Origin of the sequence: Albimonas marina (assembly GCF_029223255.1) — a bacterium.
In the GTDB taxonomy this organism is placed as follows: domain Bacteria; phylum Pseudomonadota; class Alphaproteobacteria; order Rhodobacterales; family Rhodobacteraceae; genus Albimonas.
Map to the genome: position 1 here is coordinate 314,516 of NZ_JARHUC010000004.1, position 24,655 is coordinate 339,170.

The 24,655-nt window shown below is 75.4% G+C and carries 21 protein-coding genes and 1 riboswitch; of the genes, 10 read left to right on the top strand and 11 right to left on the bottom strand.

Annotation, left to right across the window (positions count from 1 at the left end; translation table 11 throughout):
* Positions 1 to 37: 37 nt before the first annotated feature.
* Together P2H44_RS12985 and P2H44_RS12990 are read right to left on the bottom strand one after the other, a co-directional pair.
* Positions 38 to 1,546, bottom strand: a complete 1,509-nt coding sequence (locus tag P2H44_RS12985) for a WcaI family glycosyltransferase (RefSeq protein ID WP_275764003.1) — start codon at positions 1,544 to 1,546, stop codon at positions 38 to 40.
* A gap of 52 nt (positions 1,547 to 1,598) precedes the next feature.
* Positions 1,599 to 2,531 (bottom strand): sugar transferase, encoded by a 933-nt coding sequence (locus P2H44_RS12990; RefSeq protein ID WP_275764005.1) that lies wholly within the window; start codon positions 2,529 to 2,531, stop codon positions 1,599 to 1,601.
* A 375-nt stretch (positions 2,532 to 2,906) separates the two neighbouring features.
* Between P2H44_RS12990 and P2H44_RS12995 the strand changes: the two genes are divergently transcribed.
* The 5 genes from P2H44_RS12995 (at position 2,907) to P2H44_RS13015 (ending at position 10,290) form a co-directional block, all read left to right on the top strand.
* Complete coding sequence (locus P2H44_RS12995) at positions 2,907 to 5,177, top strand: polysaccharide biosynthesis tyrosine autokinase (RefSeq protein ID WP_275764007.1); 2,271 nt, start codon at positions 2,907 to 2,909, stop codon at positions 5,175 to 5,177.
* A 196-nt stretch (positions 5,178 to 5,373) separates the two neighbouring features.
* Entirely contained in the window at positions 5,374 to 6,510 is a 1,137-nt protein-coding gene (locus P2H44_RS13000; RefSeq protein WP_275764010.1) for a glycosyltransferase, read from the top strand.
* Entirely contained in the window at positions 6,507 to 7,640 is a 1,134-nt protein-coding gene (locus tag P2H44_RS13005) for a GDP-L-fucose synthase family protein (RefSeq protein ID WP_345798995.1), read from the top strand. The genes P2H44_RS13000 and P2H44_RS13005 overlap by 4 nt, the downstream gene beginning before the upstream one ends.
* A gap of 602 nt (positions 7,641 to 8,242) precedes the next feature.
* Positions 8,243 to 9,223 carry an HpcH/HpaI aldolase/citrate lyase family protein gene (locus tag P2H44_RS13010; protein ID WP_275764012.1) on the top strand — a complete coding sequence of 327 codons (981 nt, stop codon included), beginning with the start codon at positions 8,243 to 8,245 and terminating at the stop codon, positions 9,221 to 9,223.
* 92 nt (positions 9,224 to 9,315) lie between these two features.
* The gene (locus tag P2H44_RS13015) at positions 9,316 to 10,290 is read left to right on the top strand and encodes a phosphoribosylaminoimidazolesuccinocarboxamide synthase (RefSeq protein WP_275764015.1); all 975 of its coding nucleotides are present in this window, start codon (positions 9,316 to 9,318) and stop codon (positions 10,288 to 10,290) included.
* A gap of 109 nt (positions 10,291 to 10,399) precedes the next feature.
* Here the strand turns inward: P2H44_RS13015 and P2H44_RS13020 are convergent, their stop codons facing one another.
* Positions 10,400 to 10,900 (bottom strand): 6,7-dimethyl-8-ribityllumazine synthase, encoded by a 501-nt coding sequence (locus tag P2H44_RS13020; protein ID WP_275764018.1) that lies wholly within the window; start codon positions 10,898 to 10,900, stop codon positions 10,400 to 10,402.
* A gap of 89 nt (positions 10,901 to 10,989) precedes the next feature.
* A riboswitch (FMN riboswitch) is annotated at positions 10,990 to 11,143 on the bottom strand.
* A gap of 96 nt (positions 11,144 to 11,239) precedes the next feature.
* The gene (gene cobA, locus P2H44_RS13025; RefSeq protein WP_275764021.1) at positions 11,240 to 12,103 is read right to left on the bottom strand and encodes a uroporphyrinogen-III C-methyltransferase; all 864 of its coding nucleotides are present in this window, start codon (positions 12,101 to 12,103) and stop codon (positions 11,240 to 11,242) included.
* 138 nt (positions 12,104 to 12,241) lie between these two features.
* On the opposite strand from cobA, the gene P2H44_RS13030 reads away from it, so the two are divergent.
* Positions 12,242 to 13,030: a GH12 family glycosyl hydrolase domain-containing protein gene (locus P2H44_RS13030; RefSeq protein ID WP_275764023.1), complete on the top strand. Its 789-nt coding sequence runs from the start codon at positions 12,242 to 12,244 to the stop codon at positions 13,028 to 13,030.
* A 6-nt stretch (positions 13,031 to 13,036) separates the two neighbouring features.
* Here the strand turns inward: P2H44_RS13030 and P2H44_RS13035 are convergent, their stop codons facing one another.
* The 4 genes from P2H44_RS13035 to P2H44_RS13050 are packed head-to-tail and all read right to left on the bottom strand — an operon-like array spanning position 13,037 to position 18,041.
* Positions 13,037 to 13,534 carry an aminomethyltransferase family protein gene (locus P2H44_RS13035; RefSeq protein WP_275764024.1) on the bottom strand — a complete coding sequence of 166 codons (498 nt, stop codon included), beginning with the start codon at positions 13,532 to 13,534 and terminating at the stop codon, positions 13,037 to 13,039.
* Entirely contained in the window at positions 13,527 to 16,475 is a 2,949-nt protein-coding gene (locus P2H44_RS13040; RefSeq protein ID WP_275764025.1) for a 2Fe-2S iron-sulfur cluster-binding protein, read from the bottom strand. The genes P2H44_RS13035 and P2H44_RS13040 overlap by 8 nt, the downstream gene beginning before the upstream one ends.
* Positions 16,472 to 16,765: a sarcosine oxidase subunit delta gene (locus P2H44_RS13045; RefSeq protein ID WP_275764026.1), complete on the bottom strand. Its 294-nt coding sequence runs from the start codon at positions 16,763 to 16,765 to the stop codon at positions 16,472 to 16,474. The genes P2H44_RS13040 and P2H44_RS13045 overlap by 4 nt, the downstream gene beginning before the upstream one ends.
* Before the next feature lie 13 nt (positions 16,766 to 16,778).
* Positions 16,779 to 18,041, bottom strand: a complete 1,263-nt coding sequence (locus tag P2H44_RS13050) for a sarcosine oxidase subunit beta family protein (RefSeq protein WP_275764028.1) — start codon at positions 18,039 to 18,041, stop codon at positions 16,779 to 16,781.
* A 138-nt stretch (positions 18,042 to 18,179) separates the two neighbouring features.
* Here P2H44_RS13050 and P2H44_RS13055 point away from each other — a divergent pair, with 138 nt between their 5' ends.
* Positions 18,180 to 18,959 carry an alpha/beta fold hydrolase gene (locus P2H44_RS13055; RefSeq protein ID WP_275764030.1) on the top strand — a complete coding sequence of 260 codons (780 nt, stop codon included), beginning with the start codon at positions 18,180 to 18,182 and terminating at the stop codon, positions 18,957 to 18,959.
* Between the two features lie 280 nt (positions 18,960 to 19,239).
* Positions 19,240 to 19,584, top strand: coding sequence for a carboxymuconolactone decarboxylase family protein (locus tag P2H44_RS13060; protein ID WP_275764033.1), 345 nt, complete (start codon positions 19,240 to 19,242; stop codon positions 19,582 to 19,584).
* Between the two features lie 13 nt (positions 19,585 to 19,597).
* On the opposite strand, the gene P2H44_RS13065 is transcribed toward P2H44_RS13060, so the two are convergent.
* Positions 19,598 to 20,242, bottom strand: a complete 645-nt coding sequence (locus P2H44_RS13065; RefSeq protein WP_275764035.1) for a VOC family protein — start codon at positions 20,240 to 20,242, stop codon at positions 19,598 to 19,600.
* 122 nt (positions 20,243 to 20,364) lie between these two features.
* Between P2H44_RS13065 and P2H44_RS13070 the strand changes: the two genes are divergently transcribed.
* Positions 20,365 to 20,874, top strand: coding sequence for a GNAT family N-acetyltransferase (locus P2H44_RS13070; RefSeq protein WP_275764038.1), 510 nt, complete (start codon positions 20,365 to 20,367; stop codon positions 20,872 to 20,874).
* A gap of 107 nt (positions 20,875 to 20,981) precedes the next feature.
* Here P2H44_RS13070 and P2H44_RS13075 read toward each other — a convergent pair whose 3' ends face one another.
* Both P2H44_RS13075 and P2H44_RS13080 read right to left on the bottom strand, forming a co-directional pair.
* Complete coding sequence (locus P2H44_RS13075) at positions 20,982 to 21,818, bottom strand: MBL fold metallo-hydrolase (RefSeq protein ID WP_275764040.1); 837 nt, start codon at positions 21,816 to 21,818, stop codon at positions 20,982 to 20,984.
* Positions 21,819 to 21,929: 111 nt separating this feature from the next.
* Entirely contained in the window at positions 21,930 to 23,351 is a 1,422-nt protein-coding gene (locus P2H44_RS13080; RefSeq protein WP_275764042.1) for an adenylate/guanylate cyclase domain-containing protein, read from the bottom strand.
* A gap of 321 nt (positions 23,352 to 23,672) precedes the next feature.
* On the opposite strand from P2H44_RS13080, the gene P2H44_RS13085 reads away from it, so the two are divergent.
* Positions 23,673 to 24,452, top strand: a complete 780-nt coding sequence (locus P2H44_RS13085; RefSeq protein ID WP_275764045.1) for an enoyl-CoA hydratase/isomerase family protein — start codon at positions 23,673 to 23,675, stop codon at positions 24,450 to 24,452.
* Positions 24,453 to 24,655 lie beyond the last annotated feature (203 nt).

Sequence of the window (24,655 nt, forward strand, 5' to 3'; positions counted from 1 at the left end):
GGACGTCGAGACGGGGCGCGACGGACGGCATCCGCGCTCAGCCCCGACGTCCCGCGCGGCGGGCGTCGGGGACGGCGGCGGCGGGCGGCCAGGGATCGGGCGCCGCCGCGCTCTCGGCATAGCGCAACGGGGCGGGCGCCGGCGGAGCGCCCGCCTCGATCGCCCGGTCGGTCGGGCGCGGGGCGATCCGGCTTCGGGCCGCCATGGCGCGCAGCTCGAGCTCGGCCGAGGCGATGGCCGAGGCGCGGTCCCAGCGCGTCAGCGCCCGTGCCCGCGCCGCCTGCCCCAGCGCCGCGCGCATGCGCGGCGCGGCCGCCAGCGACGCGATGGCGTCCGCGAAGGCCGCCGCGTCGCCCGGCGGGGTGACCATGCCGCAGCCCGCGACCTCGGCCGCGAGCTGCGTGCCCTCGGCCGCGGTCGCCACGACCGGGCGGCCGGAGGCGAGCATGTTGGCGAGCTTGGAGGGCAGCACCAGGTCCGCCGCTCCGGCCACCTGCGGCAGCAGGTGCAGATCCGCGAGGCCCAGCAGCTCCCCCAGCCGCGCCATCGGCTGCAGCGGGCGCAGGACCAGGTTGGGCAGGTCCGCGCCCTCGGCCCGCAGGCGGGCCATCGCCGGCCCCTCGCCGCAGATCACGAAGACCAGGTCCTCGAACCCCGGGCGGTCGGCGAGACGGCGGGCCGCCTCCAGCGCCAGGTGCAGGCCCTGCTTGGCCCCGAGGTTGCCGGAATAGAGCGCCACGCGCCGCCCCTCGAGCCCCCATTCGGCGCGGTAGGGGGACGGCCCCTCCAGCGGGCGGATCGCATCCTCGGCCCAGTTGCGAAGCTCCCGGATCCGCTCCGGCGCGACGCCCTTCTGCGCGAGCTTGGCGCGCATCGCGGGAGAGATCGCCGAGACCCGGTCGAAGCGGCGCAGCAGCCGGGCCTCGAACCCCAGGGCGGCGCCGGCGGCGAGGCGGCCGAGGCGCCCGCGGGAATCGATCAGGCCGGCGCCGAACACCGCCTCCGCCTCGAAGTCCTGCACGTGCAGCCAGGCGGGGACGCCCCCCAGCCGCGCCGCGGCCAGCGCCACGGGGGCGGCCAGGGCCGCGGGGGCGACGGCCAGCACCGCGTCGACCCCGGCGGCCGCGCGCGCCAGCAGCGGGGGCGCGGCCGAGGCCGCCCAGCTCGCCTGCTGCAGGATGCGCCGCGCGGCGCTGGGCCGGGCGGGGATCGGGTGCGGGCAGCGGATCACGCGCACCCCGTCTTCGCGCCGGTCGGACCAGCCGCGGGAATGGCCCGGCATCGGCGCCCAGGCGGGATACCAGGGCGTGGCCGCGACCACCGTCACTTCGTGCCCGCAGGCGGCCAGCCCCTGCGCGAGGCCGGTGGTGTAGATCGCGACCCCCACCGGCTCGGGCGCGTAGTTCATGCCCAGGATCAGCAGGCGCAGCCGGTCGGCGCGCGGCCGGGCGAAGACGCTGCCCTCCTCGAACGCATAGGCGACGTCGGGCAGGGGCGCCGCGCGCGACAGGGGCGTCGGCGCGGGAAAGGTCGGTCTGCGGGTCATGGCGCCTCGCCTGGGTTGGGGAGGGAAAGCGAAGGGGCGGCGGCGGGGCGGCTCACCGGCCGGCCCCTTTCAGGACGATCCCGACGGTCCGTAGGATCACCTGCAGGTCGGCCGCCAGCGACAGCTCGCGCCAGTAGCGCGCGTCCTCGACCGCGCGCAGGGCGAAGTCGCCGCCCTCGCCGCGCGGCCCCACCTGCCAGTAGCCGGTCAGCCCGGGGCGCAGGCTCTCGTAGAGCTCGGGCAGCGCGTGCAGCGCCCGTTGCGAGGGGGTGTAGGGCCGCGGCCCCACCAGGCTCATGTCGCCCGCCAGCACGTTCCACAGCTGCGGCAGCTCGTCGAGCGAACTGCGCCGCAGCAACCGGCCGGCGGGGATCACCCGGGGGTCCCGCTCCAGCTTCTGGCGCCGCTCCCACTCGGCGGCGGAGCGGGCGTCGGAGGCGAGCAGGCGGTCCAGCTCCGCCTCCGCGTCCGGGGCCATGGTGCGGATCTTCCAGCAGGTGAAGCGCCGCCCGCCCCGCCCCACGCGGACCTGGCCGTAGAAGGCCGGCGCGTCGCCCGAGCGGGGATCGAGCCGCACCCAGGCGGCCAGCAGCGCCACCAGCGGCGCCGCGATCGGGGCCGCGAGCAGCACCAGCGCGACGTCCAGCATCCGCTTGAAATACATGGCATAGAGGCCCCGCGGAGGGGCGAAGACCGGCGGGCGGGGGCGCGGCGCCGCGTCGGGCCGCGTCCGGATGTCGTCCGACAGGGCCGCGTCGACCACCAGCCGCAGGCCCGGCCAGGGCGCGGCCGCGCCGTCCGGATGGGCGCCGGAGGCCGGCCCTGCGTCGAGCGCCGCCGCGCCGAGGCGCGGGGACTCGGGCGCCGCGGCGCGGTCTCCCGCGGGCGGCGCCCCGGCGGTCGAGCTCTGCGCGAGCCCGGATGCGGGTTTCGGGACCGTCGGCGCATCCGGTCGGGATGCGGCGCGGGGCGGCGTGATCGCCATACGGCTCTCCGTCCGTCAACCCGGCTGCGGCCGCGCCGGCCCGGGGACTCGCCCCAGGTGGTTCGGCCGCCCGTCCGGGCCCCCCATCGCTCCCTTTCCTCGGAGCGCAGATTTGCCGGGAATAGTTAACTCGCCCTTAAGTTTAGCGACGAAAGGTGAACGGGCCGGCAGATGCGTCGGCCGGCGCCGCCCCCGGCGTCAGGAAGGACCCGATGTCGAGATGAAGCGCCGTCGTCGCCGCTTCGCCGCAGATCCCGCGCAAGGGCCCGCTGCGGCCCCGAGGCGCCGCCTGTTCCCAACCCGCCGGGCCGGCGCGGCCGCACGGAAGAACTCCGTCGCCCGCCCGCCCCGCCCACCCGTTTCCGGAGCCGCTCGATGAACGACCAGTCTCCGCCGCCCCAGGCCCGCGATTCGCGCCCCGCGGCCCCGCTCAGGCCCGCCCCGGCGCGCCGGCTGGCCGCCCCGGCGCCGGATCTCTTCGAACCCCGCACGCTCCTGCGCCTGCTGCGGCGGGAGATGTGGCGCATCGCCTTCGCGCTGGTCCTGGCGCTGGCGCTCGCCGCCTGGCGCCTGCTCGCGGCCACCCCGATGTGGCAGGCCGAGGCGACCGTGGTGCTCGACACGCGCGAGGCGCAGGTGGTCGACATCGAATCGGTGATGTCCGGCCTCTCGGCCGACAGCTCGGTGGTGAACACCGAGGTCGAGGTGCTGCGCTCGCGCAACCTGATGGACCGGGTGGTGGCGCGGCTGGACCTCGAATCCGACCCCGAGTTCAACCCCGATCTGGTCGCCCCCGGCCTCGTCGACCGCGCCCTGGGCGCTCTTCGCCGCGCGCTCGAGAGCGGCGGGGCCGAGACGCTCGTCCCCCTGCTCGACGCCGCCCCCGCGCCCGAGGCGGAGGACCCCGCCTTCCGCCGCCGCCAGACCGCCATCGACCGGCTGCTGGAGCGGCTGAGGGTGCAGAACGTGCCCCTCTCCTACGTCTTCGTGATCCGGGTGCAGAGCGAGAGCGCGCAGAAATCCGCCCGCATCGCCAACACGATAGCCGATCTCTACATCCTCGATCAGCTCGAGGCGAAGTTCGAGGCGACGCGCCGCGCCACCTCCTGGCTGAGCGAGCGGGTGGCCGACCTCCAGGTCGATCTCGAGGCGGCGGAGGAACAGGTGAAGGACTATTCCGCCTCCACGTCCCTGATCTCCGAGGCGTCGCTCGAGGCCTCCAATCGCCAGATGAAGGAGCTGCGCGAGCGGCGGGCCGAGCTCGACGCCCGCGTCGGCGAGGCGGGCCTGCTGATCGAGCGGCTGGGCGTCCTCTCCGAGGCCGTGCGTCGCGCGCCGCCCGGCGCGCCCGAGGCCGACGCCGCCCGGGCCGAGGCCGCGGCCCTGCTGGGCGACCGCAGGCTGGAGGCGCTGGCCGCCGATCTCGCCCGTCCCGGCGGCGCGGGGCGCGAGGCCGCGCTGGCCCCGCGCTTCGATTCCATGCTCGCCGCGGCGGTCGAGCGGCTGGCCCGCGACCGCGACCGCCAGGCCGCCCAGGCCGAGGGGATCGAGACCTCGATCGGCGAGCTGGAGGGACGGATCTCCGAACAGTCCGAGGACCTTGTCCGCCTCCGCCAGCTGCAGCGGGAGGCCGAGGCGAGCCGCCTGCTCTACGAATATTTCCTCGGCCGAATGAAGGAGACCTCGGTCCAGCAGGGCATCCAGGAGGCCGACAGCCGGATCCTGTCGCCGGCCGTCGCGCCGCTCGATCCCGCCAGCCCGCGCAAGGGCCTGACGCTCGCCATCGCCGCGGCGCTGGGCCTGATCGCGGGCGTCGGCTGGGCCGTCGCGCGCGAGACGCTGGACGACCGCGTCCGCGGCCCCGAACCGCTGGAGGCCGCGACCGGCCTGAAGGTGATGGGCGTGATCCCCGACGCCCCCTCCCGCCGCCGGGGCGCGGCGTTGAAATTGCTGGTGGAAAAGCCGTCTTCGGCGCTGGCGGAGGCGGTGCGCAACCTGCGCACCTCGGTGCTGCTCTCGAACGTCGACCGGCGGCCCCAGGTGGTGATGGTCACCTCCTCCGTCCCCGGCGAGGGCAAGACGACCACCACCCTGATGCTCGCCCAGAACGCCGCGGCGCTGGGCAAGCGGGTGCTGGTGATGGAATGCGACCTGCGCCGGCGGGTGTTCCAGGCCTATTTCGGCCTCGACGAGAAGACCGGCCTGCTCTCGGTCCTTTCCGGCCAGGCGAGCGCCGAGCAGGCGATCCGCCACGATCCCGTCACCGGCCTCGACGTGCTGACCGGCCAGCGCAGCCGGGCGAACGCGGCGGACGTGTTCAGCTCCGAGCGCTTCGCCGAACTGATGGAGGAGCTGCGCGACGCCTACGACTTCATCTTCATCGACACGCCCCCCGTGCTGGCGGTGCCCGACGCGCGGGTGATAGCCGGGCGGGCCGACGCGGTGCTCTACGCCGTGCGCTGGAACGCGACGGGCAAGGAGATGGTGAAGGCGGGCCTCGACCTCTTCGACCAGATCGGGGTGCGCGTCACCGGCCTGACCCTGACCCAGGCGGATCCCCGCGGCCTCGCGCGGTACGGCTACGCGGGCTACGGCTACGGCTACGGCTATGGGGCGGCCGCGGCGCGGAAGTACTACACGACATGAGCGGCGCCTTCGCACTCCGCCTGCGCGGCGCAGGATCGCCTGACCGCCGGCGCTCCGCCAGTTCCGCATTTCGTGCGCGGGGCGCGGGTTTCGCCCATCGGCCGTCCTGCTCATGGGGCGTCGCCCGATCGGGCGGAGTCCTCCCCGCAACGCTTCGCCGGCCGCCGCCGCTCCCAGACCTCCGGGGAGACGGAACATGAGGCCCGCCGACCTCTTCGACGCGCCCTCTCCGGCGCCCGCCGCGATCCGCCGGGCCCCCCCGATGCCGGTCATAGGCAACCTGCCGCCGCCGGTCACCGGCCAGGCCGCGATCACCCGGGCGGCGGCCGAGCGTCTGGCCCGCGCCGGACCCGCCCCCTGCCGCTCGCTGTCGCCGGGCGCCTGGCGCGGCCCGCTGCGCCATCCGGCGCGGGGCTGGCGCACTCTGCTCGCCGCCGGCGCGCTGATCCGCGCGCGCCTGCTGGGCGGACGGCGCGCCTATCTCGCCGGCGACGGCGGCTGGGGCCGGCTGCACCAGCTGGCGCTGATCGCGCTCGCCCGGGCGCTGGGGATGCGGGTGCGCCTGCATCACCACTCCTTCGCCTACATCGACCGGCCCGACGCGCTGATGCGCCTGATCCTGCGGACCGGGGGCGCGGGGCTCGATCATGTCTTCCTCTCGCCCGGAATGCGCGCGCGGTTCCGCGAGGCCTATGGCGGGGCGGGCGCGCGGGACCTGACGATCTCGAACGCCGTCTTCCTGCGCCCCGCCGCCCCGGTCCCGCGCCGCGCCCGGACCTCGCGCCGGCTGCGGGTCGGGTTGCTGGCCAACCTCACCGCGGCCAAGGGGCTGCACGAGATGATCGCCCTCGCCCGCGCCGCCCGGGCGCAGGGCCTGCCGGTGGAGGTGCGCCTCGCCGGCCCCGTCTCCGACCCCGCGGATCTTCGCGCCCTGCACGTCGCGCTCGCGGCGCTGCCCGGACGCCTGCGCTGGACCGGCGGCGCGGTGTCGGGCGAGGCGAAGGCCGCCTTCTACGCCGATCTCGACGTCTTCGCCCTGCCCACGACGCACCTGGACGAGGCCGAGCCCGCCGTGATCTGGGAGGCCGCCTTCGCCGGCCTGCCCACCCTCGCCTGGACTCGGGGCGCCGTCGCCGAGCAGCTGCTCCCCGGCTTCGGCCTCGCCCCGGACCGGCCGTTCCCACCCTGGGCGCTGAGCCGCCTCGCGGCGCTGCACGCCGACCCCGACGCGCTGGCCGAGGCCGGCCGCGCCGCCTGCGCGCGGGCCGAGGCCGCGGCCGAGGCCGGCGCCCGCGCCCTCGCCATCCTCGTCGCCGAGAGGGACCTGCCATGACCCGACCCGCGCTCCACCCCGCCGACGCCCCGGGCCCGACGCCCGCCCCCGACGCCTCCGACGCGCCGTCCCTCGCCCCGGGCGCCCCGCCCGGCGCCGGTCCGGATCCGGCGACGCCCGTCGAGGGCGGCGCCCCGGCGCCGGCTGCCCCCCGGCCCCCGGCGCCGGTGATCTACCCGCTCGCCGGACGCCGCGTTTTCGTGGCGGGGCACGGCGGCATGGTCGGCGCCGCGCTGGCCCGCCGGCTCGAGCGCGCGGGCTGCGAGATCCTGACCGCCCCGCGCGCCGCGCTCGACCTCTCCGACCCCGCCGCCGTCGCCGCCCATTTCGCGCGGACCCGCCCCCAGGCCGTGTTCCTCGCCGCCGCCCGCGTGGGCGGGATCGAGGCCAACCGCACCCGCCCCGCCGACTTCCTGCGCGACAACCTCGCCATCCAGCTCGCCGTGATCCACGAGGCCTGGCGCGCGGGGGTCGAGAAGCTGATGGTGCTGGGCTCGTCGTGCATCTACCCCCGCGACGCCCCCCAGCCGATCCCCGAGGAGGCGCTGCTCTCCGGCCCGCTGGAGCCCACGAACGAGGCCTACGCCATCGCCAAGATCGCCGGCCTGAAGATGGCCCAGGCCTACCGCCGCCAGCACGGCGCGGACTTCATCGCGGCCCAGCCCACCAACCTCTACGGGCCCGGCGACAACTACGATCCCGCCGCCTCCCACGTCCTGCCCGCCCTGATCCGCCGCGCGGCCGAGGCCGCCGACGCCGACGCCCCCCTCGAGGTCTGGGGCAGCGGCGCGCCCTTGCGGGAGTTCCTGCACGCCGACGATCTCGCCGACGCGCTGGTCTTCCTGATGGAGCGGTATTCCGACGACGTGCCCATAAACGTCGGTTCGGGGGAGGAGGTCTCGATCCGCCGCCTCGCCGAGCTCTGCGCCCGCGCCGCCGCCCTGCGCGGCCGCCCGCCGCCGCGGCTGGTCTTCGACGCCTCGCGCCCCGACGGCACGCCGCGCAAGCTGGTCGACCGCTCGCGCCTGCTGGCGCTAGGCTGGGACGGCGCCCGCCCCCTGCGCGAGGGCGTCGCCCAGGCCATGGCCGACTGGCGGGCGGGCCGCGAACGCCGCCGTGGGGAGGTTTGAGAGACCCCGCCCGTCGCCTGCGCCGGCCGGCCCGAAGCGTCGCGCCTTCGCCGATCCGGTCGCCGCAGAGCGATCCGGAGGCCGCGGCGCATCCGGAGCGCGACGCCGGTCTTCCTCCCGACGCCGCCTCTCTCCTGTCGGGGCGCGACGGTTTCGTTCGGCCCCGTCTCCGCTTCGATCGAGGTCTGGAGCCCCGGTCGCATCCCATCTGTTCCGGACCGCCGGGCGCGGCCCTGGGTTCTAGACCAACGCCTGCTGCCCGGTCGCCCACCATGGTGAGCGCCAATCCGCTTAGGGTCCCCTGAACCTGTCGGCCGCTCCGCCGCCCCCTTATAGCCCGACCCCTCCTCCCGCCGGCCCGCAGCCCCCCGCCATCCGCGCCCGGCCCGCCCCGCCGCGGCGGGCGGACGCGGGCCACGGGCAGGGGCGTCGCGCCGCGGCTCCCTCGCCGAGGAGGCGCGCCGCCGCCGGCTTCGGGCGCCTCCGGCCCCTCGCCCGCGGCGGCGGGGTGGGCCGCCCCCGCGCCGCGTTGACGCGAGGCGCGACATAATCTAGCTGTCGCCGCGACCCTCCAGGACGCTTTCTTTCGCGAAGGACCAGCCATGAGCTTCAAGGTTCAGCCCACGCCGCCGGCGCGCCCCAATCGCTGCCAGCTCTTCGGCCCGGGCTCCAACACCAAGCTGTTCCCCAAGATGGCCGCCTCGGCCGCGGACGTGATCAACCTCGACCTCGAGGACGCCGTCGCCCCCGCCGACAAGCCCCAGGCCCGCAAGAACATCATCGAGGCGATCAACACGATCGACTGGGGCAAGAAGACCGTCTGCGTGCGCATCAACGGCCTCGACACCCCCTTCTGGTACCGCGACGTCGTCGAGGTTCTCGAGGAGACCAACGGCCGCCTCGACATGTTCATGATCCCCAAGGTGGGCTGCGCCGCCGACGTCTACGCCGTCGACGCGCTGGTCAGCGCCATCGAGGCCGCCAAGGGCTCGGAGAAGAAGGTCGCCCTCGAGGTGATCATCGAGACCGCCGCCGGCCTCGCCCATGTCGAGGAGATCGCCGCCTCCTCCCCCCGCCTGCAGGCGATGAGCCTCGGCGCCGCGGACTTCGCGGCCTCGATGGGCATGGCGACCACCGGCATCGGCGGCACGCAGAAGAACTACTACATGCTGGCCGACGCCGCCGCGGAAGGGGGCGAGCGCGCGATCTCCTACCCCGACCCCTGGCACCACGTGACCTCGGCCATCGTCTCGGCCTGCCGCACCCACGGCATCCTGCCCGTCGACGGCCCCTTCGGCGACTTCTCGGACCCCGAGGGCTACCGCGCCCAGGCCCGCCGCTCGGCCACCATGGGCATGGTCGGCAAGTGGGCGATCCACCCCAACCAGATCGCGCTCGCGAACGAGGTCTTCACCCCCTCCGAGGAGGCGGTGACCGAGGCGCGCGAGATCCTGGCGGCGATGGAGGAGGCGACCCGCACCGGCTCCGGCGCCGTGACCTACAAGGGGCGCCTCGTGGACCTCGCCTCGGTGCGCCAGGCGCAGGTGATCGTGAAGCAGGCGGACATGATCGCCGCCGGCTGATCCCGCCCGCCCTTGCCAATCCCGCGCGCCGGCCGTTTCCTGACGGCCGGCGCGCGCCGTTTCCGCCCTCCCGTCTCCAGCCCGAGCAGCCCATGTCCCTTCCCGACCGCATCCTGGCCGAGGCCCGCATCCCCGAGCTTCCCAATCCCTATTTCGGCAAGGTGCGCGACTGCTACGACCTGCCCGACGACGGAACGCACGGGCCGCGGCGGATTCTGATCGCCTCCGACCGGATCTCGGCCTTCGACCGGATCCTCGCCTGCATCCCCTTCAAGGGCCAGGTGCTGACCCAGATCGCCCGCTTCTGGTTCGACCGCACCGCGGACATCTGCCCCAACCACGTGCTCGAGTATCCCGACCCCAACGTGGTGATCGGCAAGCGGCTCGAGATCCTGCCGGTCGAGGTGGTGGTGCGCGGCTACCTGGCCGGCACCACCTCCACCTCGATCCTCACCCGCTACCGCAAGGGCGAGCGGGAGATGTACGGCCACAGCTTCCCCGACGGCCTGCGCCCCAACCAGGCGCTGCCCGAGGCGATCATCACCCCCACCTCGAAGGCCTTCGACGGCGGCCATGACGAGCCGCTGACGGGCGCCGAGATCCTGTCCCAGGGCCTGCTGACCGCCGCCCAGTGGGACAAGGTGCAGGACTACGCCCTCGCCCTCTTCGCCCGCGGCCAGGCCCATGCGGCCGAGCGGGGGCTGATCCTGGTCGACACCAAGTACGAGTTCGGGGTGGACGCCGACGGCACGATCCTGATCGCGGACGAGATCCACACGCCCGACAGCTCCCGCTACTGGATCGCGCGGGGCTACGAGGGGGCGTTCGAGACGGGCGGCCGTCCGCCCTCCTTCGACAAGGACGTGATCCGGTCGTGGGTGGACGCGCGCTGCGACCCCTACTCGGACCCGCTGCCCGAGATCCCGCAGGACCTGATCGAGGCCACCGCCCGAGTTTACGTCGACGCCTTCAAGGCGATCACCGGCCAACCCTTCGTGCCGGACCTGACCGGCGACACGCCGCTCGCGCGCATCCGCGCCAACCTCGCGCCGTACTTCACGGCCTGACCGCGACGGCCCCGCCCCGGGGCGCCCCGGGCTCGACCCGGGGCCTCCCGCGCGCCGCCTGCGGCGGAGGTCCGGGGAGCGCTCTGGAGCGTCCCCCGGTCCGCGCCGCTCAGGCCGCCTCGGCCCGCGCGTGGGCGTCGAGCGTGCCGACGACGGCGCGCGCGGCCTCCTCGCCCTTGCCCACGAAGTGGTCACGGAAGAAGGCGCCGTGGGCCTCCGTCTCCTGGTAGGCCTGCGGCGTCAGCGAGACCGACAGCACCGGCACCCCGGTCTCCAGCCCCACCTGCATGAAGGCCGAGACCACGGCCTGGGCCACGAACTCGTGCCGGTAGATGCCGCCGTCGACCACGAAGGCCGCGCCGACCACCGCGTCGAAGCGGCCGGACTGCGCGAGCTTCTTGGCCAGCAGCGGGATCTCGAAGGCGCCGGGGACGTCGAAGGTCTCGACCTCGGCCGCGCCGTTGGTCAGGCGGGCGAGCTCCAGCAGGAAGCCCTCGCGCGCCTGGTCGACGACGTCGGCGTGCCAGCGGGCGCGGATGAAGGCCACGCGCGGCCCGGAACCGGGCGCACGGGTTTCGGTGGTGGTGTCGTTGGTCTGGGTCCGATCCATGGGGTCCTCCTTCGAACCGTATGAACCGGGACGACGGAGCCGGCGCGCCACTCGCCCGCGCGAACCCGCGCGGACGCCGGAAGGCGCCGTCCCGTTCTCTTCCATCCGGACTATGACCGTCGGCGCCGGGATCCCACCGGGCTCTGCTCGACCCTTCCCCCCAAGGGGAGGAAGGCGCTCGCGGGCTCGTGCCTTTCGGCCATCACCGCCGGTGGGGACTTTCACCCCGCCCCGAGAACTCGTCCCGCGCAGCCGCGGGACGGCACAGAACTAGCCGCTCGGTCAGGAAACGTAAAGGCGCCTTCGCATCCCCCCGCGCCGGCGCGGGCGGAGGGCGGCTCAGGGCTCCTCGGCTGGGCGTCCGCGGCCCAGGGGATCGAGGTCGGTGGGTTTCTCGTCGCCCCACCAGGCCAGCGCCCGGCGCATCAGCGCGGCGCGGCCGATGCAGACCATCGCGGGCGGGACGAGACCGGCGGCGGCCACGTCCTCGGCCGCGTGGCCCAGCGTCGTCTCCAGCACCCGCTGGCCGGGCAGGGTGGCGTCCTGCACCACCGCCACCGGCTCGTCGGCGGAGCGGCCGGCGTTCATGAACTGGCGCGCGAGCTCCCCCAGCGTGCGCAGGCCCATGTAGACCACCACCACCTGGGAGCCCTTGGCGATGCTCTCCCAGTCGATGGCCGCCGGCGCCTCGCCGCGCGCGTCATGGCCGGTCAGGAAGGTCACCGACTGGTTCACGTCGCGATGGGTGACCGGGATGCCGGCGTAGGCGAGGCCGCCGATCGCCGCGGTGATGCCCGGGATGATGCGGATCGGCACGCCGTGCTGGACCAGCGTCTGCGCCTCCTCGCCGCCGCGGCCGAAGACGAACGGGTCGCCGCCCTTCAGCCGCAGCACCCGCTTGCCGGCGCGCGCCAGCTCCACCAGCCTCAGCGAGATGTCGCGCTGCTTGGCCGAGGGCTTGCCTCCGCGCTTGCCGGCGAAGACGAGCTCCGCGTCCTTGCGGGCGAAGTCGAGCACCCGGTCGTCGACCAGCGCGTCGTAGACCACCACGTCCGCCTGCCGCAGCCCGTTCAGCGCGTGCAGGGTCAGCAGGCCCGGATCGCCCGGACCGGCGCCGGCAAGCCACACCCAGCCCGGCCGCATCTCGGGCCAGTCGTGGCCGGGCGGCGGGAAGCTCTCAGCGGGGACGTCGTCGCGGGTCATGGGCCCAATTACGACGCAGGCGCGCCGCCCGCCAGCCCCCCGGGGCGGGGACCGGAGTCGCAGGGGGCCTGCCCGCCTCGCGCAGGGTTGACGCGCCCGCCCGCGCCGCCGCGCTATGTCGGGGACGGGAGGGCGCGCATGACCGGCGTTCTGGAGACCGACGACGCCGAGGCCGCCCTGGGCCCCGTCGTCGCGATGAACAACACCTGGGGCCGGCGCGACCTGGTCGCGGGGCGCGACTACGTCCAGCGCATCGAGCATGGCGAGACCCTCGCCGACGGCCTGCGCATGGACTGGGCCTGGCCCGAGGGCGACGGCCGCGTGCTGGCCTTCCCCGAGCTGATCGTGGGCCGCAAGCCCTGGGGCGGCGTGACGGGCGGCGACCTGCTGCCCCTGCCGCTGTCCGCGACCGAGGGCCTGAGCGCGCGCTGGTCCGTCGACTGGGGCGGAGAGACCGACCGCTTCAACCTCGCCTTCGACCTCTGGATCGGGTCCGAGGCCGCCGGCGGCCCCGAGGCGATCCGCCAGGAGGTGATGATCTGGGTGAAGCGCGGCGACTTCCCCTCCTCCGGCGCCGCCGTGGGCGACCACGCCCAGCAGGGCCTCTCCGGCCCGCTCTTCGTCGACGCGACCCACGGCAACGCCCCGGGCGAGAGCTGGGGCTACATCGCCTGGCTGCCCGAGACCGGGGAGGGCCTGCGCGAGGGGGAGCTGGACCTCGGCGCCCTCCTCTCCCGCCTCGCGGCCGAGGGGCGGATCGACGCCGACGGCTGGCTGACCAGCGTCGAGTTCGGGCCCGAGATCACCGGCGGCGCGGGCTGGCTCGCGATCACCGAGTTCTCGGTGACCCTGGACGGCGCCGCGGCCGGCCCCGCCGACACGGGCGCCGAGGTCCTGGTCCCCCCGCCCGCGCCGCCGGCGAACTGAGCGCGCTCAGCCCAGCCGCGCCGCGATCCCCGCCAGCCGCTCGGCGAAGTCTTCGGCGAGGCTTCGAGGCGCCAGCATCTCGAACCCCTCCGCGACCCGCAGCAGGGTGACGGTGGCGTGGCGATGGACGGTCGTCGCCGCGGCGCCGGACGGGAAGGCCGCGGCGCGCAGGTCCAGCGTCACGGCGCGGGCGGCCAGCGCCTCGGCCGTCTCCCCGTGCAGGCCGATGATCGCGAGGCCGGGGCCGAGGTCGCTCAGCGCCGCGCCGTCGAGGGCGGCGAAGGCCTCGGGCGCCGGCGCGCCCGCCGCCTCGGCCCGCATCCGCCATCGGCGGGGCGCGCCGCGCCACAGCAGCCCCTCGGCGGTTTCGAGCGTGCGCCCCGGCGCCGGCGGCGCCGCGCCCAGCGCCGAGGCCAGCCGCCGGATGGCCGAGGCCGCGCCCTCGGCCGGCACGCTCGCCTGCCACAGGGCAGGGCAGGGGCGCAGGGTCACCGGCTCAGCCATGCAGGCGCTCCCCCTCCGGATCCACGAAACAGGGCGCGCAGGCGACCATCTTCACGTCCTGGCCCGAGATCGGGTCCTTGGCCATCAGCAGCTTGCCCTCCCATCGCGCCCGCCCGCCGGCGGCGAAGCCCAGCGCGATCCGCATTCCCAGCGCGGGCGAGTCGGCGATGGAGGAGACATGGCCGATCCCGCGCCCCGTCTCCGCCCCCAGCGGGTGCAGCAGGGACCCGGCGCGCAGCTTCGCGCCCCGCTCCACCGGGCGCAGGCCGATCAGCGCGGGGCGGCCGGGATCGACCAGCCCCTCCCGCTCGATCAGCGCACGCCCCACGAAGTCCTTGGCGCGCGAGGCCATGCCGGGCATGCCGAGGTCGCCCAGCGTGACCCGCCCGTCGATCTCGCGCCCGGTGACATGGCCCTTCTCGACCCGCAGGATGTCCAGCGCCTCGAGCCCGTAGAGCCCCCCGCCCTCGGCCTTCGCGGCGGCGAGCGCGGCGTCCCACAGGGCCGGCGCCGCCTCGGGCCGGACCAGGATCTCGAAGGCCCGCTCGCCGGAGAAGGACAGCCGCGCCACCCGCACCGGGGCGCCGGCCACCGTCATCTCGCGAACGCCCAGGTGGGGCAGGGCGGCGTCCGAGACGTCCCCCTCCGCGATCGCCGCCAGCACGGCGCGCGACCGCGGCCCGGCGACGGCGAGCCCGCACCAGGCCTCGGTCGCGTCGTCCACCGAGACCTCAAGCTCCGGCCAGCGGAAGCGCCAGCGGGAGAGGTGTTCCTCGACCGTCGCCGCGTGGGCGGTGGTGCAGGTCACGAGGAACCGCTCCTCGCCCAGCCGCCAGACCGTGCCGTCGTCCAGCACGATCCCGTCCTCGCGCAGCAGGAAGCCGTAGCGGGCCCGGCCCACGGGCAAGGTCCCGATCCGGTTGGAGAAGACGCGGTCCAGGAACGCCGCCGCGCCAGGCCCCTGCACCTCGAATTTTCCGAGGGTGGAGACGTCCACGACCCCGACCGAGGCGCGCACCATCGCCGCCTCGCGCATCGAGGCGGCGGTCAGGTCCTCGCCGGGCTCGGGGAAGAACCAGGCGCGTTTCCACAGGCCCGCGTCGACGAAGACCGCGCCCTCGGCCGCCGCGGCCGCGTGGAAGGGCGTGCGGCGCACGGGCGCCCAGCCGGCGCCCCGGTCGAGCCCTGCGAAAACGCCCATCGACACCGGCGCATAGGGCGGCCGGAAGGTGGTGGGCGAGAGGGCGGAGGCGTCCTCTCCCCGCGCCGCCGCCAGCACCGCGAGCCCGATCACGCCGCCCGCCTTGCCCTGGTCGGGGGCCATGCCCAGCGTGGTGTAGCGCTTCATGTGCTCGGGCGCCGCGAACCCCTCCTGGTGCGCCAGGCGCACGTCGGCGGCGGTCACGTCGTGCAGCGGATCGACGTAGCCCTTGCCGAGCCCGTGGAAGGCGCGCCCGGCGGGGCGGACCTCCCACAACGGCTCGGGCGGCGCCGCGTGGCCGCCGGGCTCCACGTCCTTCAGCGGCCGGCGGCGGGTGGCGCGCAGGGCGATGGCGGCGAGACGCCCGGCGGCGCGGCCCGAGGCCTCGGCCCCCTCCCGCGTCCACACGCCCGCCGCGGCGCCGCAGGACAGGACCTCCCCCGGCCCCGGCAGGAAGCAGCCCAGCGCCTCGTCCCAGGCGGGCGTCTGGCGGGCCTGCGTGGTCAGGTGGATCGCCGGCGACCAGCCGCCCGAGACGGCGAGCGCCCCGGCCGAGATCCGCGTCTCCGCCCGCGTCCGCCCGCCGCCGAGGTGGCGCCCGATGCTCAGGCCCGTCAGCTCCCCGGTCAGCGGATGGCCCTGCGTGCGCACCGGAACCCAGCCCGCGCGCAGGTCCACGCCCGCGGCCCGCGCCTGTTCGACCAGCGCGCCCGCAAGCGCCTCCCGCGCGTCGAGGTGGATGACGTCCAGCCCCGCCTCGGCCAGGGCGATCGAGGCGGCGAAGGCCGAATCCTCGGCGCCCGCCACCACCACCTCCCGCGCCGGCGCCACGCCGAAGCGGCGCACATAGGTGCGCGCGGCCGCGGCGGACATCACGCCGGGCCGGTCGTTGTCCCCGAAGACGAAGCCCCGCTGGATCGCGCCGGTCGCGGCGATCACCTTGCGGGTCCGCAGCACATGCAGCCGCTCGCGATACGCGGAAGCCGCGGGCAGCCGCTCCACCAGCCCGGCGACGCCGTGGTCGTAGAGGCCGAAGACCATCGTGCGCGTCATCAGGCGCAGGTTCGGCAGGGCCGCGATCTCCGCCAGATCAGCCGCCAGGGCCTCCGGCTCCCCGTCCGACAGCCGGTCGCCGCCCGGGGCGAAATCCGCCTCGGCCAGCGCCACGTCGAGGCCGGCCTCCGCCGCCTCGCGCGCCGCGGCCATGCCCGCGGGGCCCGAGCCGACCACCAGCACGTCGCAATGCCCGTGCACCTGGTCGTAGAGGTCCGGGTCCGGCAGCGCCGAGGCCGCCCCCATCCCCGCCGCCCGCCGGATCGCCCGCTCGCAGGCCATCCAGATGCGGGTGTCGGCGAAGGGGCCCATGAAGGTCTTGTAGTAGAAGCCCGCCGCGAACAGCGGCGACAGCAGGTCGTTCACCGCGCCCAGGTCGAGGCGCGGCGAGGGCCAGCAGTTCTGCGCCCGCGCGCTCAGCCCCGCCTCCAGCTCCACCACGGAGGGCTTGAGGTTCGGCGTGCGCCGCGCGCCCTCGCCGACGGTGACCAGCGCGCCCGCCTCCTCCTCGCCCGCCGACATGATCCCTCGCGGACGGTGGTGCTTGAAGCTGCGCCCCAGGGTGCGCACCCCGTTCGCCATCAGCGCGGCCGCGAGCGTGTCGCCCTGCGCGCCCAGCATCTCCCGCCCCTGCCAGGAGAACGGCACGGGGGCCGCGTCATGGCCGCGAAGCCGGAAGCCGCTCATCGCTTCGCCCTCATCGCCCTGGCGTCGGCCGCGTCGGCGAAGGCGACCGAGATCACCTCGTGCGTGACGGTGTTCCTCAGCACGTCGAGGAAGCAGCCGCAGCCGTGAACATGCCGCCACAGCTCCCGCGTCTCGCCCTTGGGCTGGTCGCGCAGGAACACCGCCTCGACCCAGGCGGCGGGCGGGGCTGAGAGCGCCGGGCGCTCGGCCGCGGGATCGCCGCCGAAGGGGCCGTCGTAGACGAACTCGGCCGCGTCGCGCGGGCCGCAGAAGGGACAGGTCAGTCTCATGCTTCTGGGCGCATCAATGGAGCCTCGGGGTCGGGCCGGTCGCCTCCTCGTCCAGCTCCCGCCCTCGGGCGAAGCGGTCGAGCGAGAAGGCGGCGTTCAGCTCATGGGGCGCGTCATGGGCGATGGTGTGGGCGTAGCACCAGCCCGAGGCCGGCGTCGCCTTGAACCCCCCGTAGTTCCACCCCGCGTTGAAGTAGAGCCCCGGGATCGTGGTCGGCGTGATGAAGGGCGAGCCGTCCATGGACATGTCCATCACCCCCGCCCACTGCCGCAGCACCCGCACGCGGGCCAGGAACGGGGCCAGCGCCACGGCCTTGGACATCACCTCGGAATACATCTCCAGCCCGCCCCGCTGGGCGTAGGAGGGATGCCCGTCGATCTCGCCCCCGAAGACGATCCCGCCCTTGTCGGACTGGCTCATGTAGAACAGGCCCTGCTGGGCGCTGGAAATGACCTGGTGGACGATGGGCTTCAACGGCTCGGTCACGAAGGCCTGAAGCTTGTGCGTCTCGAGCGGCAGTTTCCCCAGCCCCGCGGCGGTCGCCAGCGGCCCGGTGGAGCCAGCGACGGCCAGCGCCACCTTCTCCGCCCGGATCTCCCCGCGGGAGGTCTCGACGCCCACGATCCGGCCACCCTCGCGCAGGCAGCCCGTGACCTCGCAGTTCTGGACGATATGCACGCCCCGCGCGTCGGCAGCCCGCGCGAACCCCCAGACCAGCGCGTCATGGCGCGCGGTGCCGGCGCGGGGCTGCAGGAACCCGCCCTCGATGGGGAAGCGGGCCCGATCGGACCAATCGAGGAAAGGCGCCCGCGCCTGCACCTCCGACCGGCTCAGCCACTGGCCGTCCGAGCCGGTCATCCGCAGCGTGTTGTAGCGGCGCGCGAAGGCGTCGCGGAAGCCGGGGTCGAAGCTCAGCGCCAGGTGCCCGCGCTGGGAGAACATCAGGTTGTAGTTGAGCTCCTGGCTCAGCCCTTCCCAGAGCTTCAGCGTATGCTCGTAGAACTCCCGGTTGCCCGGCAGCATGTAGTTCGAGCGCACGATCGTGGTGTTGCGCCCCGCGTTGCCCTGGCCGATCAGCCCCCGCTCGAGCACCGCCACCCGGCGGATCCCGTGGTTCTTGGCGAGGTAGTAGGCGGTGGCGAGCCCATGCCCGCCGCCCCCCACGATCGCCACGTCGTAGGCCGAGCGGGGCTCGCGGTCGCGCCAGGCGCGGGTCCAGCCGCGCTGGCCGGTCAGCCCGTTCCACAGGACGTCGAGGGCGGAATAGGGTTTCACTTGCGTCTCCGGCGGTCTGCGCCGGGGCGGACGTTAGGCCGGGGCGCGGGGCCGCGCAAAGGGGGCAGGCGGCCGCGGGGCTTTTCCTCCGGGCGCCGAGCGGGCATGTCAGGGACGACACGAAGCGGAGGACCCCCCATGCGGCTGAACGCCATCGTCCACGAGCCCCAGGGAGCGGAGACGAAGCCCCCCCTGGTGATCGCCCACGGCCTGTTCGGCTCGGCCCGCAACTGGGGCGCGGTGGCGAAGCGGCTGAGCGAGGGGCGGCGCGTGATCGCGGTGGACATGCGCAATCACGGCGACAGCCCCTGGTCGGACGACCATTCCTACGCCGGCATGGCCGAGGACCTGGAGGACGCGCTCGAGACCCACGGCGGCGGCGAGGCGGACCTGCTGGGCCACTCGATGGGCGGCAAGGCGGCGATGACGCTCGCGGTCACGCGCGCGCCCGCGGCCCTGCGCCGGCTGGTGGTCGCCGACATCGCGCCGGTCGCCTACCGGCATTCCCACCTCGCCTATGTCGAGGCGATGCTGGCGGTGGACCTGGGCTCGCTCTCCCGCCGCTCGGAGGTCGAGCCGCTGATCGCCGACGCGGTGCCCGACCGCTCGCTGCGCGCGTTCCTGCTGCACTCGCTGGCCTCGGGGCCGGATGGGCTGCGCTGGAAGCTCAACCTGGTCGCGCTGCGCGACTGGATGGGCTCGATGGTGGGGTTCGAGCCGCTGGAGGGGAGCTGGCCGGGCGAGACCCTGTTCCTGCGCGGCGGCGCCTCCGACTACGCCGACGACGCGGGGCTCGCGGCGGCCAAGCCCCTGTTCCCGGCGATGGAGGTCGCGACGCTGCCCGGCGCCGGCCACTGGCTGCATGCCGAGCAGCCGGCGGAGTTCTCGGCCGCCGCCGCGGCGTTCCTCGACCGCTGAGGAGGTCTCCCGGGGCGGGCGTCGCCGGGCCGCGCCCGTGGCGGACCCCGGCCGCGCCTGCGGGCGCGCCCGCAGCGCCGAGCGGAGCTCGGCGGCCTCCGCCGGGGCGGAGGCGCGCGGCCTTCGCGCCTTGCTCCGGCCGGGGCGCCTTTGGGCAGGCGTCGCCGGGCGCAGGGGGCGGGCGTCGGGCGCGCCGGTTGATTTCGCTCAAGGCGGGGCGGGCGGTTCGGGCGCATCCATGCATTCCCGAAACCGAATTTCCCCTCAGGAGCCGCCCCCCATGGACTGGACCGACTTCCTCTCCGACACCAACCGCCAGCTGGCCCTGTTCCGCGCCGCCCAGCCCGAGGCCGCCGCGGGCTTCGCCGCGCTCGCCAAGGCCGCGACGGCGAACAAGGCGCTGGACCCCAAGACCAAGGAGCTGATCGCGCTCGCCATCGGGGTGGCGGTGCATTGCGACGGCTGCATCGGCTTCCACACCAAGGCCGCCCGCCGCCACGGCGCCACCCGCGACGAGGTCGCCGAGGTGATCTCGATGTGCCTCTACATGGGCGGCGGTCCGTCGCTGATGTACGGCGCCAAGGCGCTGGACGCCTACGACCAGATGGAGGCGGCGGAGGGCTGAGGCCCTCCCCCCCTCAGTCGAAGACGACCTGGCCGCCCGGCCCCTCGACCACCGCGCGCAGAAGCGATCCCCCGGTCTCGCCCTCCGGCAGCACGGCCGCGAGGCCCAGCGCCTCGAGCGCCGCGGTCGCCCGCGGGTCGGGGCGGCGGGCGAAGGCGGTCAGGCGCAGGCCGGTCGCGGGCATGGCCGTGGCGGGGGAGACGCCGCCCGGCCACTCGATCAGCGAGGGGACCACGCCCCCGCAGGCCGAGACCCCGTCCGGCGGCACCGACAGCCGCCACTCCAGGTCCCCGCGGCGCATCGGCAGCAGGCGGCCCATGTCCTCGGGGCAGGCGGCCATGCGCGCCTCGGCGTCGTCGCAGCGCGCGACCCAGGCCAGCAGCCGCGGGCCCTGCGCCAGGCGCGCGCGCACGTCCTCGCGGTGCAGGCCGAAGGGCATCGGGCCGCGCTCGGGCGGGGTCTGATCGGGGTCGGGGGCGATCAGCTCGAGGTAGCAGGCGCCCAGCGGCCCGCCGTCCAGCGCCCAGAGCGCGTTGTGCGTGCCCCGGCCGACATGCACGCCGCCCTGGTCGGTCGCGCCCAGCGCGGCCTCCAGCTTCGGGCGCGCCTCGGCCAGCGACAGGCAGGCGACGACGAGGTGATCCAGTTCGACGGCCATGGCGTCCTCCCTTGCCGGTCGCGGGCGTGGGGCGCATAGGATCGTGCGTCGCCCGCCGGATCAAGCCCCGAGCCGCAGGGCGCCCTCCGCCCCGCCGCGCTTCGCCTGACCCGAGCCCCCGCATGACCGCCGGACTACGCATCGCCCCCGTCGCGCCGACCTTCGACGACTGGGACGGCTTGCTGGACCTGATCCGCCAGGCCTTCGCCTACATGGAGGGGCGCATCGACCCGCCCTCCTCCCTCGGCCGCATGGACGCCGCCGCCCTGAAGGCGAAGGCGGGGGAGGAGACGCTGCTGCTCGCCCACGCCCCCGCCGACGGCCCGGACGGCGCCCCGCGCCTCGTCGGCTGCCTCTTCGCGGCCGAGCGGCCGGGCGCGCTCTACGTCGGCAAGCTGGCGGTGCGCCCGGACCTGCAGGGCGCGGGCGTGGGCGCGGCGCTGATGGGCGCGGCCGAGGCGCTGGCCCGCGCCCGCGGCCTGCCGGCGCTGGAACTCCAGACCCGGGTCGAGCTGACCGGCAACCACGCCGCCTTCGCCCGCATGGGCTTCGTGAAGGTCGGAGAGACCCGCCACCCCGGCTACGACCGCGCCACCAGCCTCACCTTCCGCAAGACGCTGGACGTGGCCTGAGCAGGGCCCGCCATTGGGGCCGGCCGGACCGGCGGCGCCCCAGGCTCGACCCGGGACTTCGCCCGTTCCCGCCGCTCGCGCGAATTCAAAGGGGTTCGAGGGCGCCCTCAGCCGCCGCCCTGGCCGAGGATGAACACCGTCGGCTCGGCCGGCAGGGTCCGCGGGGTCAGCGTCAGCTCCCCGATCTCCGTCGCGTTCACGATGCGGAAGTCGTCCGACATCCCCGCCGTGAAGCGGTCGAGCGAGGCGTAGCCCCAGTAATGCATCGGCAGCACCACCGAGGCGCGCACCCGCTTGAGCAGCGCGATCATCTCCGGCAGGCCCAGCGTCACGCCGCCGTCCACCGGCGCCATCACCACGTCGAGCCGCCCGATCGCGGCGTAGTGGTCGGGGCCGAGCTCATGGTGCAGGTGACCCAGGTGGCCGATGCACAGCTGCCCGACCTCGAAGATGAAGATCGAGTTGCCGTTCGGCTCCCGCCCCCCGCCCCAGCCGCGGATGTCGGTGGACACGTTGCGCACCAGCACGTCGCCGATCTCCTCCCAGATCTCGGCGCGCTCCTGCCCCGGGTCGGGCCAGCCGCGGAAGACATGGGGGATGCGCGGGTCGGGATGGGCGGTCCAGTGCGTCTCGTGGGCGTGGTTCATGGTCACCACGTCGGGCACCGCCTCGCGTCCCGCCCAGCCGTTGTAGTCGGTGGCGATGCTGACGCCGCCGCCGGTCTCGATCAGGTAGGTGGAGTGGCCGATGAAGCGGATCGTCACCTCGCCCTCGGTCTCCGCCCCCGCCTGGGCGAGCTTCACGTAGCTCGCGCCCGGCAGGATGCCGGCGACCGACTGGCAGACCGAGGCGGCCGCGGGCGCCGCCAGCGCCGCCAGCGCGAGCGCCGCGGGCGCGAGGCGCCGGCGAAGGACGTCGAGAGAGGCGAGGACGGTCGGGGCCATGCGATCTCCTCCCGCTGGCGCGAGGCTGGGACCGGGCAAGCCTAGCCGTTGCGCCCGGATACGGAAGTCGCGATGCCGTGAGCGCCGCGTCAACCGCGGGCCCTGCCGCCCTCAGCCGCGCGTCCAGGTCGGCTCCGCCCCCCGACGGCCGGGCAGGGCGCGCTCGCCGGCATAGGTCCAGCCGGCGGGCGGGGCGCCCAGCGCGTCGATCACCGCGCCCGAGGCGCAGGCGGCGCAGCCCAGCGGGCGGGTCAGCGCCTCCATCCGGCTCGCCACGTTCACCGCGTCGCCGACGGTGGCGAGCTCCATGCGTCCCTCCGCGCCCACGTCGCCCACCACCACCGGCCCCAGGTGCACCCCGATCGAGAGCCGCACGGGGTCGAGCCCCGCCGCCCCCCGGCGGGCGTTCAGCGCCGCGATCCCCGCGAGGATCGCCTCGGCGCAGCCCAGCGCCCGGGCGGCGAGCTCCGCCGGGTCCGCCCGGTCGGGATCGTGGGGGGCGAGGCCGAAGCTCGCCATCGCCCCGTCGCCGATGAACTTGTCGAGCACGCCGCGCGCGCGGAACACCTCCTGCGCCACCACCCCGTGGACCTCGCGCAGCAGGCCCGCCACCTCGGCCGGGTCCCGATCCTCGGCCCAGCCGGTGAAGCCCACGACGTCAGTGAACAGGATCGCCGCCACCGCCCGGCGGTCGGACCCGAAGGGGGCGTCGGCCTCGGCCATGCGCTCGGCCATCTGGGCGGGGAGATAGCGCGCCAGGTTCGCGCCCCGCCGCTCCAGCGCCGCGCCGCGCCGGGCGGTGCGCCGCGACAGCCGCGCCGCCTGCGCCAGCATCCCCGAGACGACCATGAACACCACCGCCTCCTGGATCCACACGCCCGGATCGATGTGGAAGACCGAGAGCGACTCCTCCAGCGCCGCGACGTAGGCCGCCTGGTCCACGGGCTCCGCGCCCACGCCCGTCCCCGCCAGGCTCACGCCGGGCTGGGACAGCATCCACAGCCGCGCCAGCGCGCTGAACAGCGTCGCGCAGACCCCGCCCCACAGCACCAGCCCGGGCGAGAAGCTGAAGGCCAGCGCCGCCAGCATCACGAAGAAATACCCCGTGTTCCCGAAGTGCAGCATGGCCGAGGCGGGCAGGGGCGGGTCGTTGAACGGGTTGGGGAAATAGAGGGTGAAGGCCATCAGCGCGAAGTTGAAGGCGACGATGGCGCCGTTGCGCCAGCTCGCCGGTCCCCAGCGCCGGGCGGCGTAGGCCTGCGACCACACCGAGCCCGCGAAGAGCGGCATCAGCGAGATGTGGTAGAGCCCCTCGGGCCAGCCCGCCACCAGCAGCACCAGCGGCGCCAGCACGACCAGCGCCACGGTCACCACGCGGGCGGTGACGAAGGCCCGCGCCGCGGCCTCCTGCGCCATGATGCGGTCGATGCGCGTCTCGGCCGTCCCCGCCGCAGGGAGCGTCGTCGCCAGGGCGGAGACGGGGGGCGCCTGCGCGTCGCGCGGCCCGTCGCCCGGTCCCTCGCTCCTCGCCATGCTCGCCTCCCCCGGCCCGTCCGCGCGCCCGCGGCCCCGGGGGCCGTCCTCGTCGGGTCCGATATGACCGCGGGCCTCCCGCACGCGCAAGCGCGCTGGGCCGGGGCGCTTGCTCGCTCCGCAGGCTAGTCCGCGGCGCGCCGCCGCCGCGCGACGTCGCGTCCGCGGGCGGCGGCGCGGGATTGTTCTGCCGGCCGGCCGGCCTGTATCGTCCCCCCGACTCGCGCGCGCCGCGCCCGCGCCTGCGGGCGGCCGGGGCGCTTTCCCGTCAGCCTCCCGCCAAGCCCGGCCGACGAGCCGGGCCGCCACAAGGAAACGCCCATGTCCGACTATGAAACCGTGCTCGCCTCGACCTCCGGCCCCGTGTCGGTGGTGTCGCTGAACCGGCCCGACGCGCTGAACGCCTTCGACGCGAACCTGCGCCGCGACCTCGCCGCCGCGCTGACCGCGGCCCATGCCGACCCCGAGACGCGGGTGATCGTGCTCTCGGCCGAGGGGCGCGCCTTCTGCGCCGGCGCCGACCTGAAGGCCGCCAAGCCCGGCCGCGACACCCAGGCGAGCCTGATGAACGAGTACAAGCCCGTGATGGACGCCATCACCAAGGGGCCCAAGCCCGTGGTCGTGGCCGCCCAGGGCGCCTGCGCGGGCATCGGCGCCTCGCTGGTCATGGCCGCCGACCTCGCGGTGATGGAGGAGGACGCCTACCTCTACCTCGCCTTCGCCGCGATCGGCCTGATCCCCGACGGCGGCGCCCACTGGATGCTGCTGCGCGCCATCGGCAAGAAGCGCGCCTACCAGATGATCGTCGAGGCCGGCCGCCTGACCGCGCCCGAGGCGCTGGAGGCCGGGCTCGCCAACAAGGTGGCCCCCAAGGGCGAGGGCGTCGCCACGGCGATGGAGTGGGCGGCGAAACTCGCCCAGGGCGCGCCGCGCACCCTGCGCTACGCCAAGTCGGTGCTGGCGGCCGCCAACGACCACAGCTTCGACGACAGCTACGCCTACGAGGCGGCGCTGCAGGGCATCTGCTCGGGCAGCGAGGACAACGCCAACGCCGTGAAAGCCTTCCTCGCCAAGCAGAAGCCGGTTTTCACCGGCGCCTGATCGGGGCATGAAGCGTCCCCCGGCCCGCCCGTCGCGGCGGACCGGGGGACGCGGTCCCGCGCGCCCGCCGGGTCGGAGCCGTCGCAGCCTCCGCCCCGGCGCGGCGCGGGCGCAGGGCCGCGCGACGACGCACGACCCCGGCCCCGGTCGCTAACCGCCTGGGCCGGGCAGGGGACGCGCCGCGCCCATCGGGCCGGCCAGGG

Coding starts and splice junctions, on each gene's coding strand:
- P2H44_RS12985 (WP_275764003.1), bottom strand. CDS start 1,546: ATGACCCGCAGACCGACCTTTCCCGCGCCGACGCCCCTGTCGCGCGCG.
- P2H44_RS12990 (WP_275764005.1), bottom strand. CDS start 2,531: ATGGCGATCACGCCGCCCCGCGCCGCATCCCGACCGGATGCGCCGACG.
- P2H44_RS12995 (WP_275764007.1), top strand. CDS start 2,907: ATGAACGACCAGTCTCCGCCGCCCCAGGCCCGCGATTCGCGCCCCGCG.
- P2H44_RS13000 (WP_275764010.1), top strand. CDS start 5,374: ATGAGGCCCGCCGACCTCTTCGACGCGCCCTCTCCGGCGCCCGCCGCG.
- P2H44_RS13005 (WP_345798995.1), top strand. CDS start 6,507: ATGACCCGACCCGCGCTCCACCCCGCCGACGCCCCGGGCCCGACGCCC.
- P2H44_RS13010 (WP_275764012.1), top strand. CDS start 8,243: ATGAGCTTCAAGGTTCAGCCCACGCCGCCGGCGCGCCCCAATCGCTGC.
- P2H44_RS13015 (WP_275764015.1), top strand. CDS start 9,316: ATGTCCCTTCCCGACCGCATCCTGGCCGAGGCCCGCATCCCCGAGCTT.
- P2H44_RS13020 (WP_275764018.1), bottom strand. CDS start 10,900: ATGGATCGGACCCAGACCAACGACACCACCACCGAAACCCGTGCGCCC.
- cobA (WP_275764021.1), bottom strand. CDS start 12,103: ATGACCCGCGACGACGTCCCCGCTGAGAGCTTCCCGCCGCCCGGCCAC.
- P2H44_RS13030 (WP_275764023.1), top strand. CDS start 12,242: ATGACCGGCGTTCTGGAGACCGACGACGCCGAGGCCGCCCTGGGCCCC.
- P2H44_RS13035 (WP_275764024.1), bottom strand. CDS start 13,534: ATGGCTGAGCCGGTGACCCTGCGCCCCTGCCCTGCCCTGTGGCAGGCG.
- P2H44_RS13040 (WP_275764025.1), bottom strand. CDS start 16,475: ATGAGCGGCTTCCGGCTTCGCGGCCATGACGCGGCCCCCGTGCCGTTC.
- P2H44_RS13045 (WP_275764026.1), bottom strand. CDS start 16,765: ATGAGACTGACCTGTCCCTTCTGCGGCCCGCGCGACGCGGCCGAGTTC.
- P2H44_RS13055 (WP_275764030.1), top strand. CDS start 18,180: ATGCGGCTGAACGCCATCGTCCACGAGCCCCAGGGAGCGGAGACGAAG.
- P2H44_RS13060 (WP_275764033.1), top strand. CDS start 19,240: ATGGACTGGACCGACTTCCTCTCCGACACCAACCGCCAGCTGGCCCTG.
- P2H44_RS13065 (WP_275764035.1), bottom strand. CDS start 20,242: ATGGCCGTCGAACTGGATCACCTCGTCGTCGCCTGCCTGTCGCTGGCC.
- P2H44_RS13070 (WP_275764038.1), top strand. CDS start 20,365: ATGACCGCCGGACTACGCATCGCCCCCGTCGCGCCGACCTTCGACGAC.
- P2H44_RS13075 (WP_275764040.1), bottom strand. CDS start 21,818: ATGGCCCCGACCGTCCTCGCCTCTCTCGACGTCCTTCGCCGGCGCCTC.
- P2H44_RS13080 (WP_275764042.1), bottom strand. CDS start 23,351: ATGGCGAGGAGCGAGGGACCGGGCGACGGGCCGCGCGACGCGCAGGCG.
- P2H44_RS13085 (WP_275764045.1), top strand. CDS start 23,673: ATGTCCGACTATGAAACCGTGCTCGCCTCGACCTCCGGCCCCGTGTCG.